11 protein-coding genes, 1 other RNA gene and 1 riboswitch are annotated in these 15184 nt (G+C 35.8%); of the genes, 11 read left to right on the top strand and 1 reads right to left on the bottom strand.

Features of this window, described 5'->3' with window-relative positions:
• Nucleotides 1-41 precede the first annotated feature (41 nt).
• The 10 genes from gpsB to pbuX all read left to right on the top strand — a co-directional run bounded on the left by gpsB (nt 42) and on the right by pbuX (nt 9767).
• Complete coding sequence (gene gpsB, locus PQF83_RS02570) at nt 42-380, top strand: cell division regulator GpsB (RefSeq protein ID WP_000622430.1); 339 nt, start codon at nt 42-44, stop codon at nt 378-380.
• A gap of 87 nt (nt 381-467) precedes the next feature.
• Nucleotides 468-858, top strand: an RNA gene (gene rnpB, locus PQF83_RS02575) — RNase P RNA component class B.
• A gap of 180 nt (nt 859-1038) precedes the next feature.
• On the top strand, nt 1039-2178 hold the full coding sequence (locus tag PQF83_RS02580) for a THUMP domain-containing class I SAM-dependent RNA methyltransferase (RefSeq protein ID WP_000521234.1): 1140 nt from the start codon (nt 1039-1041) through the stop codon (nt 2176-2178).
• A gap of 61 nt (nt 2179-2239) precedes the next feature.
• Nucleotides 2240-2422, top strand: coding sequence for a DUF3921 domain-containing protein (locus PQF83_RS02585; RefSeq protein WP_000376895.1), 183 nt, complete (start codon nt 2240-2242; stop codon nt 2420-2422).
• A gap of 137 nt (nt 2423-2559) precedes the next feature.
• Nucleotides 2560-4497, top strand: a complete 1938-nt coding sequence (locus tag PQF83_RS02590) for an ATP-dependent DNA helicase (protein WP_000493701.1) — start codon at nt 2560-2562, stop codon at nt 4495-4497.
• Nucleotides 4498-4598: 101 nt separating this feature from the next.
• The gene (ypwA, locus tag PQF83_RS02595) at nt 4599-6116 is read left to right on the top strand and encodes a carboxypeptidase (RefSeq protein WP_000215095.1); all 1518 of its coding nucleotides are present in this window, start codon (nt 4599-4601) and stop codon (nt 6114-6116) included.
• Between the two features lie 46 nt (nt 6117-6162).
• The gene (locus tag PQF83_RS02600; protein WP_000456876.1) at nt 6163-6636 is read left to right on the top strand and encodes a GNAT family N-acetyltransferase; all 474 of its coding nucleotides are present in this window, start codon (nt 6163-6165) and stop codon (nt 6634-6636) included.
• Between the two features lie 139 nt (nt 6637-6775).
• Complete coding sequence (locus tag PQF83_RS02605) at nt 6776-7522, top strand: type I methionyl aminopeptidase (protein ID WP_000628427.1); 747 nt, start codon at nt 6776-6778, stop codon at nt 7520-7522.
• Between the two features lie 116 nt (nt 7523-7638).
• Nucleotides 7639-7740: riboswitch (purine riboswitch) on the top strand.
• 107 nt (nt 7741-7847) lie between these two features.
• A complete protein-coding gene (locus tag PQF83_RS02610; RefSeq protein WP_000866480.1) occupies nt 7848-8441 on the top strand; it encodes a xanthine phosphoribosyltransferase in 594 nt (197 codons plus the stop codon).
• 3 nt (nt 8442-8444) lie between these two features.
• Nucleotides 8445-9767, top strand: a complete 1323-nt coding sequence (gene pbuX / locus PQF83_RS02615) for a xanthine permease PbuX (RefSeq protein WP_000809240.1) — start codon at nt 8445-8447, stop codon at nt 9765-9767.
• Between the two features lie 54 nt (nt 9768-9821).
• Here pbuX and PQF83_RS02620 read toward each other — a convergent pair whose 3' ends face one another.
• Nucleotides 9822-10985 carry a DUF418 domain-containing protein gene (locus PQF83_RS02620; protein WP_000193094.1) on the bottom strand — a complete coding sequence of 388 codons (1164 nt, stop codon included), beginning with the start codon at nt 10983-10985 and terminating at the stop codon, nt 9822-9824.
• A gap of 539 nt (nt 10986-11524) precedes the next feature.
• On the opposite strand from PQF83_RS02620, the gene PQF83_RS02625 reads away from it, so the two are divergent.
• Nucleotides 11525-15184 (top strand): dynamin family GTPase, encoded by a 3660-nt coding sequence (locus PQF83_RS02625; protein WP_000182152.1) that lies wholly within the window; start codon nt 11525-11527, stop codon nt 15182-15184.

Raw genomic sequence — 15184 nt, forward strand, 5'->3', positions numbered from 1 at the left:
TTAGTTAATGAAAGTTTTGGCAAAAATTTGAGGTGAAGAAAATGATTTCGGATAAAATTAAATTAACGGCAAAAGATATTTTAGAAAAAGAATTTAAAACAGGTATGAGAGGTTATCAACAAGAAGAAGTAGACAAGTTTCTTGATATGATCATTAAAGATTACGAAGCTTTTCACAAGGAATTTGAGCAATTAAAGCAACAAAATGCTCGTTTAAAGCGTGAACTAGAAGAACAAAAGCTAGCAGCAACGCAAGTTCCACAACAACCAGTTGTACAAACACCAGTTGCACAACCAGTATATAACAACACGAATACGGACATTTTAAAACGTCTATCGAATTTAGAAAAAGCTGTATTTGGAAGTAAGTTATACGAATAATTTCTGGTGATAAAAAGGTTACAGCATTTTACATAGAAAAAAACATTGCAAAATCTTTTTGTTTCCACTATACTAATGGATGTCATAACGTTTGGGTAATCGCTGCAACGCCAACGTTGTAGAGGAAAGTCCATGCTCGCACGGCCTGAGATGGCTGTAGTGTTCGTGCCTAGCCAATTCATAAGCTAGGGTATTCTGGCTGTAAGGCTGGTTTAACGGCAGGGAAAAAACCTAAGTCCTTTCGGATATGGTTTGACTACCTTTAAAGTGCCACAGTGACGAAGTCCTTGAAGAAATGATAGGAGTGGAACGAGGTAAACCCCACGAGCGAGAAACCCAAATAATGGTAGGGGAATCTTTTCCAAGGAAATGAACGATGGGAAAGGACAGGTTGTATAACCTGTAGATAGATGATTGCCACCGGAGTACGAGGCGTGGGCCGTTTGCAGTACAAAGGAACAGAACATGGCTTACAGAACGTTATGAACCAACTATGAAATAACTCAGCTCTCCTTTGTTAGAGGAGGGCTTTTTATTTGTATGAAGTTATAAATTATGAGTTAAAATGGTTAATGAGAAAATTCTTCGTAAAATGTAATAATTAATAGGATAAATGGCTATTAATTATTGTTTGAATATACATAAGAGGTGAATGCAAATGGGAAAAGTTACTTTAATCGCAACAGCAGCAATGGGTATTGAAGCTTTAGTTGCCCGAGAAGTTCGTGATCTTGGTTATGAATGCCAAGTAGAAAACAGCAAAGTAACATTTGAAGCAGATGAAAAGGCGATTTGTCGCACGAATTTATGGTTACGTACTGCGGACCGTGTGAAAATTAAAGTTGGCGAATTTAAAGCGACAACATTTGATGAGCTGTTTGAGAAAACGAAAGCATTAAACTGGGGAGATTATATTCCAGAAAACGGTGAGTTCCCTGTTATCGGTAAATCTTTAAAATCTGAGTTATTCAGTGTTTCGGATTGCCAACGTATCGTTAAAAAGGCTGTCGTTGAAAAATTAAAAACAACATATAAACGTACAACTTGGTTTGAAGAAGATGGACCGTTATTCCGTATTGAGATTGCAATGTTAAAAGATATCGCAACATTAACAATCGATGCGAGCGGTGTTGGACTTCATAAACGTGGATATCGTGTGGATCAAGGGGAAGCTCCTTTAAAAGAAACATTAGCTGCGTCTTTAATTAAATTAACAAACTGGAAGCCAGATCGTCCATTCGTGGATCCTTTCTGCGGATCAGGTACAATTCCGATTGAAGCAGCATTAATTGGGCAAAATATTGCACCAGGATTTAACCGTGGTTTTGCATCGGATGAATGGGGCTGGGTTGGTAAACAAAACTGGCGTGAAGCTCGTCAAGAAGCTGAAGATTTAGCGAACTATGATCAACCATTGCAAATCATTGGATCAGATATCGATCATCGTATGATTCGAGTTGCTCAAGATAATGCAGAAGAAGTAGGTTTAGGCGATTTAATTACATTTAAACAAATGCAAGTAAAAGATTTCACAACAAAAGAGGATTATGGCTATGTTGTAACGAATCCTCCATACGGAGAACGTTTAAGTGAAAAAGCACTTGTTGAACAACTGTATAAAGAAATGGGACAAGTATTCCGTCCATTAGACACATGGTCGGCGTATGTATTAACAAGTTACGAAGCGTTTGAGAAGTGCTACGGAAAAGATGCATCGAAGAAACGTAAACTGTTTAACGGATTTATCCGTACAGATTACTACCAATACTTCGGAAAACGTCCACCTCGTAATTCATAGTATAAAACTCCTCCAGCGCGCATATACTGGCTATTATGTAATGCGTAAAGGAGGAACTGATATGGATAGTTTCCAATTATCAATGATTCAAAAAGCTATTCACCGTACGTATGATGAGCTCGGAAAAGAAGTGGATAGCCAAGGTGCGATTGTAGATGAAATACAAAAAGCACAAGAAGAATATTTGTCAGCTCTTTCACATGAAACAGCGATTGATAAACGGTATTTAAAGTCATTAATATAGAAGAAAATTTTCCTTTTTCGAAAGGGAAATTTTTTTTCGTGTATTTCTATGTTTTACAACAGGGGAAAGTGGCTGCACACATATGAGTAGCAGTTGCTATATCTTTTATAGAAAAACTTTTTGGTTGGAGGCTAAGGATGTTTACTGAGAAGAGATTACCATTTGAAGTAGGGAAACAAGACAATTTTTATGATAAGTTGAATGAGTGGATTGGAGATGTGTTTTACGACATCCTTCCGGAAAAAGGCTTTGAAGAGCGTGATGAACAAATTTTTATGGCGTTTCAATTAGAGCGTGCTTTCCAAGAAAAGAAAGTTATGTTCGCAGAAGCTGGTGTAGGAACCGGGAAAACAATTGTATATCTTCTATATGCAATTTGTTATGCACGTTATACTGGAAAGCCAGCGATTATCGCTTGTGCAGATGAAACGTTAATTGAGCAGCTTGTGAAAGAAGAAGGGGACATTGCTAAATTATCTGAGGCATTAGGCTTATCGGTAGATGTAAGACTTGCGAAATCAATGGATAATTATTTATGTTTACGTAAACTTGAAGATGTTATGAGTGGACGAGCTCCAGAAGTAATTGAAGATGTATACTACGAATTACCGCAGTTTGTATTTGACCATGGTACGATGCAAAACTTTACTCACTACGGTGACCGAAAAGAATTTCCGCTTTTAAATGACGAGGAATGGTCAAAAGTAAATTGGGATTATTTCCAAGATTGCTTCACTTGTGATTCTCGTCATCGTTGTGGGCAAACTCTATCACGTGAACATTATCGTAAAGCAGCAGATTTAATTATTTGCTCTCAAGATTTCTATATGGATCATATTTGGACGTATGATGCTCGTAAGCGTGAAGGACAAATTCCGTTATTACCAGAAAGTAGTTGTGTTGTATTTGATGAAGGACATCTTGTAGAATATGCAGCTCAAAAAGCTTTAACATATCGTTTAAAGCAAACGATGATGGAGCAACTTTTAACGAGATTATTACAAAATGATATTCGCGAGGAGTTTGCGCATTTAGTAGAAGAAACAATTTGGCAAACAGAGCGATTCTTTGATGTGTTACAAGAGAATAAAAAAGAAATTGCTGGTTCTGATCGTTTAGAAATTACTGTGACAGAAAAAGTAACAGCTGAAGCGAAGCGACTTTATGCGAAAATTGGTGAAGTCGGTGATGCATTAGTATTTGAAAGTGAAATGCATACAGTAAACACGTATGATTTAAATATCGTTGATGAACATTTAGATGTATTAGAGCATTCACTTCGTCTGTTTATGCACGAGAAAAATGTAATTACATGGGGTGAAGAAGGTGATGGAGCTTTCACGTTAGTAATTATGCCGCGTGCAGTTGAAGAAGTATTACAAGAGAAAGTATTCTCGAAGAAAATCCCGTATATTTTCTCTTCTGCTACATTATCTAACAACGATTCATTCGCATTTACAGCAAATAGCTTAGGGGTAAAAGATTACTTATCATTCTCAGTTGCCTCCCCGTTTGATTACGAAGAGCAAATGGCAGTAAACTTACTATCTCATACGAAAGAAAATGAATGGGAAAGAAAGTGTCAATATACACTTGAAAATATACAAAAAACAAATGGACGTACACTTGTATTATTCCGTACAACGCAAGAACTTGCAGCGTTTAAAGAATATGTAAGTAAAGAACAAATGTCAGTTCCGTTCCTATATGAAGGGGACCAAGAAATTAGTCAGCTTGTTTCTCGTTTCCAAAATGAAGAAGAGACTGTACTTTGTGCCGTTCATTTATGGGAAGGTTTAGATATTCCTGGTTCATCATTATCACATGTTATTATTTGGTCATTACCATTCCCTCCAAACGATCCTGTGTTTGAAGCGAAGCGTAAGCACGTAAATGATCCATTCTGGGATGTAGATGTACCATATATGATTTTACGTCTTCGTCAAGGGATTGGCCGTTTAATTCGTACGAGCGAAGATAAAGGTGCTATATCAATCTTCTTATCTGATACAGAAGATGAGAAAGTGGTAGAAGCAGTGAAAAACGTACTACCAGTAGAAGGTAAAGAATTGTAAGGAGAAAGCTTGGCGCTTGCCAAGCTTTTTTTCTATTATAAAAGGAATTTAGATTTTCATGTCGAATTAAGTTTGAGGTAGAAAAAGGAGGCTTTTATATAATGACAGTAGCTACATATGAAGTAGAAAAACAATTTTTAACATATGTGAAGAAGATACAAAATTACGGAGAAGCGTTAAGCTTAATGTTTTGGGACTTAAGAACAGGTGCGCCTAAAAAAGGTGTAGACCAGCGTTCAGAAGTAATTGGCATGCTTTCATCAGAAGTGTTTGCTATGTCGACTTCAGATGAAATGGGAAATTATTTAACAGAGCTTGAAGATTTAATACGTGAAGACAAGCTTTCTGAAACGACGAAGAAAATGGTGGAAGAGTGCCGTAAAGAATATGATAGAAATAAGAAAATTCCACAAGCGGAATATGAAGCGTATGTGAAATTAGAAGCGAAAGCAGAAAGTGTGTGGGAAGAAGCTCGCGAAAAATCTGATTTCGAAATGTTCCGTCCGTATTTAGAACAAATCGTTGAATTTAAAAAGAAATTTATTACATATTGGGGTTATGAAACATATAAATATAATACATTATTAGATATGTATGAGCCGGGCATTACAGTAGAAGTGTTAGACCACGTATTTGGTCAACTTCGTGAGCGTATCGTACCGCTCGTAAAAGAAATATCGGATTCGCAAAAGAGATTAAAGACAAGTGCTTTATCAGAACATTTTTCAAAAGAAAAACAAAAAAACTTTACATTAGAGCTATTAAAGCAATTAAATTATGACTTTGAAGCAGGTCGTCTTGATGAAACGGTACATCCATTCGAAATCACATTAAATAGGGGGGATGTTCGTATTACGACACGCTATGACGAAAAAGATTTCCGTATGGCTGTGTTTGGCACAATTCATGAATGTGGTCATGCTGTATATGAACAAAATATTGCAGAGAAATTTGAAGGTACACCGCTATGTAGTGGAACATCTATGGGTATTCATGAGTCACAATCATTATTCTTTGAGAACTTTATCGGTCGTAATAAATCATTCTGGAAGAAAAATTATGATTTATTAAAAGAGTATAGCGATGGTCAATTCAATGATATATCAGTAGATGAGTTTTATGATGCGATTAATGAATCAAAGCCGTCGTTTATTCGCATAGAAGCAGATGAGCTTACATACCCGCTTCACGTTATGGTTCGTTATGAACTTGAGAAAGAGTTATTTGATGGCACATTACAAGTGAAGGATTTACCAGCGGCTTGGAACGATAAAATGGAAGCATATTTAGGAATTCGTCCGGCTAACGATGCACAAGGCGTATTACAAGATGTTCACTGGGCTGGTGGTTCATTTGGATACTTCCCATCTTATGCGCTTGGTTATATGTATGCAGCGCAATTTAAGCAAAGAATGGTAAAAGACATTCCGAATTTTGATGCATTATTAGAAGAAGGAAACGTAACGCCAATTCGTGAATGGTTAACAGAAAACATTCACCAATACGGTAAAACGAAAAAGCCACTTGAAATTTTAGAAGATGTAACAGGTGAAGGATTGAATGCAAATTACTTAGCAGATTATTTAGAAGCGAAGTATAGAGAGATTTACGAGTTATAAAAAAGGGCTGCTTACTTGCAGCTCTTTTTTTTAAGGGGATAGAAAAATGGAGTATACTTATACAGTGATGACGCAAGAAGAAGCAGAAGAAATTGCATACAACTGGCATTATGAAGGGAAATATTCCTTTTACGATATAGAGGCAGATGAAGAAGATTTAGCCGAATTTTTACAAGATAAGAGTAGAGGGAATCATACATTTTCTGTGAAGGAAAATGGCACTCTCATTGGTTATTTTACTGTTTGTAAAATAAATGATGGAACGGTTGATATAGGTCTTGGAATGAGACCTAATATAACTGGGAATGGATTTGGTTTACAGTTCATAAATGCTATACTAGCTTTTAGTAAAGAAAAATATGGATGCAAGTATATAACACTATCAGTAGCTACATTTAATAAAAGAGCGATTAAAGTGTATAAAAGGGCAGGGTTTGAAGCAGTTGGGACGTTTATACAGAAGACGAATGGTAGTTATTTTGAATTTTTGGAAATGAATTATATATGTAAAAATGATTAAAAAAACAGAAGAATCTCCTTCTGTTTTTTTATGCAGAAATAAATCTTACTATTTGTAATTGGAAGTTTTGTAATTTTGGAAGAGGATGTGTATGATTGAAGTTTAATGGTAAATAGCAAGTTTAGTAAGGAGAGACAGCATGATTACAATTAAAACGAAAAATGAAATAGATTTAATGCATGAATCTGGAAAGTTACTTGCTTCATGTCATAGAGAAATTGCGAAGATAATGAAACCAGGTATTACAACAAAAGAAATTAATACGTTTGTGGAAGCGTATTTAGAAAAACATGGTGCAACGTCTGAGCAGAAAGGGTACAACGGATATCCATATGCGATATGTGCATCTGTAAACGATGAAATGTGTCATGCATTTCCGGCCGATGTTCCTTTGACTGAGGGTGATATTGTAACAATTGACATGGTAGTAAACTTAAATGGTGGTCTTTCAGATTCTGCTTGGACGTATAGAATTGGAAAAGTTTCTGATGAAGCAGAAAAGTTATTACTAGTAGCCGAGAATGCTTTGTATAAAGGCATTGAGCAGGCGATAATCGGTAATCATGTAGGAGATATTGGTTATGCGATTGAAAGTTATGTAGCTGCTGAAGGTTTTTCTGTCGCAAGAGACTTTACGGGACATGGAATCGGTAAAAAAATTCATGAAGAACCAGCAATTTTTCATTTTGGGAAGCAAGGACAAGGGCCTGAGTTACAAGAAGGAATGGTAATTACAATTGAGCCAATTGTCAATGTAGGTATGCGATATTCGAAAGTAGATTTAAATGGATGGACCGCGAGAACGATGGACGGGAAATTATCAGCTCAATATGAGCATACAATTGCGATTACAGAAGATGGACCAATCATTTTAACGAAGTTATAATTGGGAATGAAAGAGTTTACAAAACTCGAACGAAAATGATGTTTTTATAAAATTTGTACGTGTTTTATGAATAAAAGCTTTTCAAAGTATAAAAAGTGCGTTATAATCCTTCTATAAAATAAATAGTTAGCTACACTCATATAATCGCGGGGATATGGCCTGCAAGTTTCTACCGAAGTACCGTAAATACTTTGACTATGAGTGAGGACGAATATATTTGCTTGTTTAGCATTCTTTTTTGCGAAACTCCAAAAGCGCGTCTCTCACTTGTAAAGAGTGGTGGCGGCTTTTGGAGTTTTTTTATTGCATAAGAGGGGGAACAAACATGAAAGTATTACAAGAAAAGATTTTGAACGAAGGAAAGGTTTTATCTGGTGATGTATTAAAGGTAGATGCATTTTTAAATCATCAAATTGATCCAGTACTTATGCAAGAAATCGGAAAAGAATTTGCTAAACGTTTTAAAGAAGAGAACATTACAAAAATCGTGACGATTGAATCTTCAGGTATTGCACCAGCAGTTATGGCTGCATTAGAGCTTGGTGTAAAAGTAATCTTTGCTAGAAAGCGTAAATCGTTAACGTTACAAGATAATATGTATGTTGCAAACATATATTCATTTACAAAACAAGAAACGAATGAAATTTCGTTATCTCGAAATCATATTGATGAAAGTGATCGCGTTTTAATTATTGACGACTTTTTAGCAAACGGTCAGGCTGCTTTAGGTTTAATGAGCCTAGTAGAGCAAGCTGGAGCAAGTATTGCTGGACTTGGTATTGTTATTGAAAAAGCATTTCAAGATGGAGGAAAGAAGCTTCGTGAACAAGGCGTTCGTGTTGAATCACTAGCAGAAATTGCATCACTTCATAATAACGCAGTTACATTTGTACAGCAAGAAACTGCGGAGGTGAAATAAACGATGAAGCAACATCCAATTAAAATCGCATCGCTTGGTATGCAGCATATGCTTGCTATGTATGCTGGCGCAATTATCGTTCCGCTTATAGTGGGCGGCGGACTTGGTTTAAATCAAAAAGAGTTAACATATTTAGTCTCAATTGATTTATTAATGTGCGGCGTTGCGACAATTTTACAAGCATTATCAAATCGCTTTTTCGGTATTGGACTCCCAGTTGTACTAGGTTGTACATTTACAGCCGTTGGGCCGATGATTGCAATCGGAAAACAATACGGCGTATCCTCTATTTATGGAGCAATTATTGCTGCGGGGTTATTCGTTGTTATTTTTGCGAAATTATTTGGAAAGCTTGTAAAGCTGTTTCCACCTGTTGTAACAGGATCTGTCGTTACCGTAATTGGAGTTACACTTGTTCCAGCAGCAATTAATGATATGGCTGGAGGAGTAGGAAGTAAGGATTTCGGTAGTCTTGAAAATTTAGCATTAGCATTTGGTGTGTTACTATTTATTATCATTATGTATCGTTTCTTCGACGGATTTATTCGTTCAATCTCTATTTTACTAGGTCTATTGTTCGGTACAATCGTTGCAGCATTTATGGGGAAAGTAAGCTTGCAAGCGGTTGGAGAAGCGGATTGGTTCCATGGTATCCAGCCATTTTATTTCGGTACACCAACGTTTGAATTAACACCAATTATTACGATGATTCTCGTTGCTTGCGTAGGGATTGTAGAAGCGACAGGTGTTTATTTTGCATTATCTGATATTTGCAATAAAAAGATTGGTGAAAAAGAATTAACAAAAGGGTATCGTGCAGAAGGATTAGCGATGGTGTTAGGTGGTATTTTCAACGCCTTTCCGTATACAACATACTCACAAAACGTAGGGCTTGTTCAATTAACTGGAGTAAGAAATCGCGTGATTATTTACACGTGTGGTGGTATGTTAATCGTTCTTGGATTCATTCCAAAAATCGCAGCTATTACAACAATCATTCCGAAATCAGTACTTGGCGGTGCGATGTTAGCGATGTTCGGTATGGTAATGGCATATGGTATTAAAATGTTAAGTAGCGTTGATTTTGGAAGACAAGAAAACTTATTAATCGTTGCATGTTCTGTTGGGATCGGACTAGGAGTTACTGTCGTTCCTACATTATTCTCACAACTTCCAGAAAGCATTCGTATTTTAACAGATAACGGAATCGTACTAGGAAGTGCGTCAGCAGTCCTTTTAAATATCGTATTTAATATGGTGCCACAGCGTAAAGTGAAAGTAAAAGAAGAGCCGGTGTCTATGCAAAGTGCGGTAAGAGAAGCGTAAAATTGATAAAAGGTTCAAATCGCATGCGATTTGAACCTTTTATTTTTGTGTTGTTTACGAGACCTTGCTTTTCTTTTTAAGTGGCATCATCTTTCCGTACGTACCAAGGCGCCATATATACTCAAGTGGCCCGTATTGGTAACGTGACAGCCACCAGCGGCTAATAAAGATTTGCAGCGTGTAGAAACCGATGCAAAATAGTGGTCCTACCCATAATGGAGCAAGATAATCATTTTTGAACAATATTCCGAATACAAGCAACGTAACAATTGTATGCGAGATATAATTTGTTAATGCCATTCGACCAACGTACTGGAACGGACGTAATATCTTTTGCCATTTTTCTTTTTGTAATAAACGCATGAGCGTGAAAATGTAGAATATGAATAATGTCTTTCCGCTTATCATCGTAATACCCATAAGTGAAAATGGTGTGTATGGCTGATTGTTCATAAAGAAGTAAACCATAATAAACCACATCGGTAATGTTAAAACAAACATAATAATTTGCCATTTCTTTAGTTTTGGATCTAATTCTTTCGCACGGCGGAAAATATCTTTTTTACCGGCATATAATCCGAGTAAAAACAATCCTAGTGTTTCAGGAAGCATAATAAGACTGTTACGTATTGCTTCAGAGTAGAAAGAATAGAATCGGTCTGTGATTTGTAAGCCCCAGTTTTCTAACGGCATAATTGCTGTGGAAAGGCCTAACTCCTCTACTGGCACGATTAACATGACAAGAGAACCTAATAATGTGAACAATTGCATGAAACTTAATAGTACAATTGACCATATTAAAATAGTACGTGGCTTTCTTTTGTAAAATAAAAATAAGAAAAACCCGGTAATTGCATAAGTATGTAAAATGTCTCCGTCCCATAAAAGAACGTAATGTAAGAAACCAAATAATAATAAAATAAGTAAGCGACGAACAAATAAAGTTTTTGGTCGATCTGTTTTCGCTTCAGCACGAGTCATAAAAATGTAAAATCCTAGGCCGAATAAAAACGAAAAGATAGTATAAAACTTTGTTTGAATAAACATATCGTAAAATAGACGGATATAGCTATCTAGCCCCTCGTAAACTCCTGTAATATCACGTGAGTCAATCCCGGCGATAACAGGCCAGTTAACAAGAAAAATACCAAGTACAGCTATTCCTCTAATAATATCGATGGAGTGTATCCTCTCGCCTTGTGAAATGTTTTGTGTCATTATTTTCCTCCTTGTTAAGTAATTCCCTTTTATTATACAAAATGTAAGATGGAGGGTATAGGATGGATTTCCATTTTTTTTAACTATTAAGTTATGTAAGATGAGATATAATAAGAGTGCACAACAAGTTTTACCTTTTTTCAAAACAGGCAGTGAAGCTCCTTCTTATAAGGGGCTTTCTTTATGAAAAAGTGTTGATAATGATTCTCTTTAATGATAAAATGTATTCAAAAGTGATAATCATTATCAAAAAGGTTGGTGCATGAGTATGGTATATGCATTAGTAGCAGGTACAGTCGCTGTATATGCAGTTATTGCAAAGTATGTTTTAAATGGAGTAGGAACAGCAAAATGAGTGATATTACATAAAATCCCTTTCATTTGTAAAAAGAATGAAAGGGATTTTTTATTTTTAATGAGAATATGCTGAAAATTTAGTATGATAGTAAAGTGAAAAGGTAATCAATGAGTAGGTGCATTTCTCACTGATTATTAGCTTGCAAATAGCATATACATCTTGGATAAAGGGGAACAAGGGGATGACAAACATAGTACAGACAAACGGTATGAAAAAGCTTGTTTGTTTTTATGAAGAGTGGCAAAAACACGGCGATGCAGAGAATAGTTTAAAGTTGTTTGAAGTAATTCAAAAATATAAACGAGAGCAGCTTATGATAGCATTCTGCGGTCACTTCTCAGCAGGGAAATCAACGATGATGAATCATCTATATAAAGCGCAGTTGTTACCGACAAGTCCAATTCCGACAAGCGCTAACGTCGTTAAAATTGAAAAGGGATTTGATCGTGTTGTTGTAACGATTAAATCTGGAGAGCAGTACGAATATGACGGTGCATATTCAGCAGAAGAATTAAAACAAATTTGTAAAGATGGCGATGAGGTAATTGGTGTTCATATTTATCGGAATGATGCACCAATTCCTGAAGGTGTTATGTTAGTTGATACACCAGGGATTGATTCAACAGATGATGCCCATCAACTAGCGACAGAATCAACGCTGCATCTAGCAGACGTAATTTTTTATATGATGGATTATAATCACGTCCAATCGGAAGTGAATTTACAATTTGTTAAAGAATTGAAACAACGTAATAAAACGGTTTATCTCGTTGTAAATCAAATAGATAAACATAAAGAAAATGAATTATCGTTTGCAGATTATAGCGATAGTGTAAAACAATCATTCTCTAACTGGGATATTGAAGTAGATGGAGTTTATTATACATCATTACGAATGATGAAACATCCACATAATGAAATTGAAAACCTAGAAACGTTAATTACTTCTATTATGAAAGAAAAAGAGCAGTATGTAAGAGATGGAATGGTGCGAGAAACAGAATATTTAATGGGGGAACATTTCTCGTTTATTCTTTCTGAAAATGAAAAAGCTCTTTTGAAATATGAGGAAGAGTTAGCATCACCGCTTTCCATTTCAGAAATAGTTGAAAAGAAAGAAGAGCTAACGGAAATGAAACATCGCGAGGCTAATAAAGAGTCTCAAATGAGAAATGAATTTATAAAAGGCTTACAAGCTATATTAGATAACGCGTATTTAATGCCATTTGAAATGAGAGAATTGGCAAATGCGTACTTAGAAACAAAATTAACAAAATTTAAAGTTGGTTTGCTATTTGCGAAAGGAAAGACTGAGCAAGAAAAACAGAGACGTTTAGATGCTTTTTATGCTGCTTTGCAAAAGACTGTCGAAACGCAACTTGATTTTCATGTGAAAGAATTTATTGTTGCCTTCTTAAAAGAAGAAGGGTTGTTTACAGAAGAGATTGGGAAAGACATATATGATTTAGAAATTGCTTTTGGACCAGAAATGTTAGCAGAAGTAATTAAACAAGGTGCAGGTTTCACAGGTGATTACTTACTTCTTTATACAGCGGATGTAGCGAATGAATTAAAGAAACGTTATTTTACAAAAGCACAGCAAATTTTTGATAAAAGTGCAGTCGTTTTAAAGCAAAAGGTAAAAGAAGCAGTTGATCGTATTGAAGAAGAGATTGAAACATATACGATGTTGCAAACGGCGAAAGAAACGAAATTGCAATACAGTAACAATTTGGAGGCATATGAAGGCTATTTACAAAATGTTTGGCATGATCGTGTTGCTACACCAGAAGGATTGCAAATAGAAGAGATATTGCAAAGTAAAAAACAAATTGTTAGTGAGAAATTCACACTACAAGAGCAGGAAATTGTAAATGATAACGTAACGGCTCGTGAGGAAGAGATAAAAGGAACGGCAGCTTTAAATATTCAGCGTATATTAGAGAAAGTGAAGAAAGCTGAAACGATATTAGAGCCATTGCCAGCGCTAAAACATGTACAGCAAGAGGTAATAGAAAAAAGGCGCCGTGTGGAAACGAAACAATTTACAGTAGCATTATTTGGAGCTTTTAGTGCTGGGAAATCATCATTTGCCAATGCATTGCTTGGTGAGAAAGTACTTCCAGTGTCACCAAATCCGACGACGGCAACGATTAATCAAATTTTGCCAGTTACAGAGGAAAAACCACACGGAACAGTAATGGTTCAATTTAAATCAAAGCAAGCCTTATTAGAAGATATGAAAGCTGTTTATAAGCTGTTTCATTATGAGATTACTACGTTAGATGAAGCGTTAGCACAGATTGATAAAGTTATGAAATACCCTTCACCAACTGGGAAGCAAAAAACAACATTTAGCTTTTTACGAGCAGTACAAAAAGGGTATGATACAGTTTCTGCACATTTAGGCGAGAAAGTACAAGTTACATTAGAAGAGTTTTCTGATTATGTAGCGAATGAAGAAAAATCTTGTTTTGTTGAGTACATGGAGCTTTATTATGATTGTGCATTAACAAGGCAAGGAGTAGCGCTTGTAGATACACCTGGAGCGGATTCTATTAACGCCCGCCATACAGACGTTGCGTTCCAGTATATTAAAAACGCAGATGCTATTTTGTTTGTCACGTATTATAATCACGTGTTCTCTCGTGCTGACCGTGAATTTTTAATTCAGCTTGGTCGTGTAAAGGATACTTTTGCTCTTGATAAAATGTTCTTCTTAATTAATGCGGCCGATTTAGCAGAGTCTGAAGAAGAACTTGAAATGGTAAAAGGTTATATCGCAGACCAGCTACTACAATACGGTATTAGAAATCCACGTTTATTTGCAATTTCAAGTTTATGTGCGCTTGAAGAGAAACAAGGAAAAAATATTGAGAAAGAGAAGTACGGTATTTTACAAAACTCTGGGATTGCTAAGTTCGAGGAATCATTTACATCCTTTATGATGAGAGATTTAATGCTCGTATCTGTTCATGCTTTATATGGTGCATTGCAAGGGGCAGATCAGCTGTTAGTAAATATGATAAATGGTGCAAAGCAGGGGAATGAAGAGAAAGAGAAGCAAACGAAAAAATATGAAGCAGAGCGTGATCAACTACTTCATATTATTTCATCATATAGTGTGCTTGCTGAAGAACAGGCGATGCAAAATGAAGTGAAAGAATTGCTTTATTACGTGCAACAACGTCTATTCCTACGTTATAACGATGTGTTTACTGAATTTATTAATCCAGCATCGCTTCGAACGGATGGAAATGTGAAAGTGCAGTTGCAGCAGTGTGTTATGGAATTAGTAGCATTTATTCAGCATGATTTATTACAAGAAATGCGTGCGACATCATTACGCCTTGAAAGATGGATAGATGAAGCGATGAAGCGTGCAAAGAATGAAATTGTGGTGAACTGTAAAGTAGAAAATGAATCAATTTCTATGAATGGAACAGTGGAATATGAATATAAAGATATTACACATAAAGAACCGTTTCCTTCAGTTGAAATAAAAGATTTCAAAAAAGCATTGGCACACTTCAAAAACGAGAAAAGCTTTTTTGAAAAGAATGACAAAGCCTTTATGCAAGAAGACGCTAAATCTGTATTAGAACCTCTCGTATCAAACTATGTAGCTGATGAAAAAGATTTATTTGTTCATCATTATAAGCAAGAGTGGGATTTGAAATGGAACTTATTCCAAAAAGTGATGCAGCAAGATGTGATGAATTATTATGAAAGTGTATTATTTGCATTGGCTGAAACGATTGATGTATCACTATATGAACAAAGTAAAGAACAATTGCAAAAGCAATTAGTAGAGATTGAAAAAGAAATGTATGTGATGTAG

Source organism: Bacillus sp. FF-1 (genome assembly GCF_028548245.1).
Classification (GTDB): domain Bacteria; phylum Bacillota; class Bacilli; order Bacillales; family Bacillaceae_G; genus Bacillus_A; species Bacillus_A paranthracis.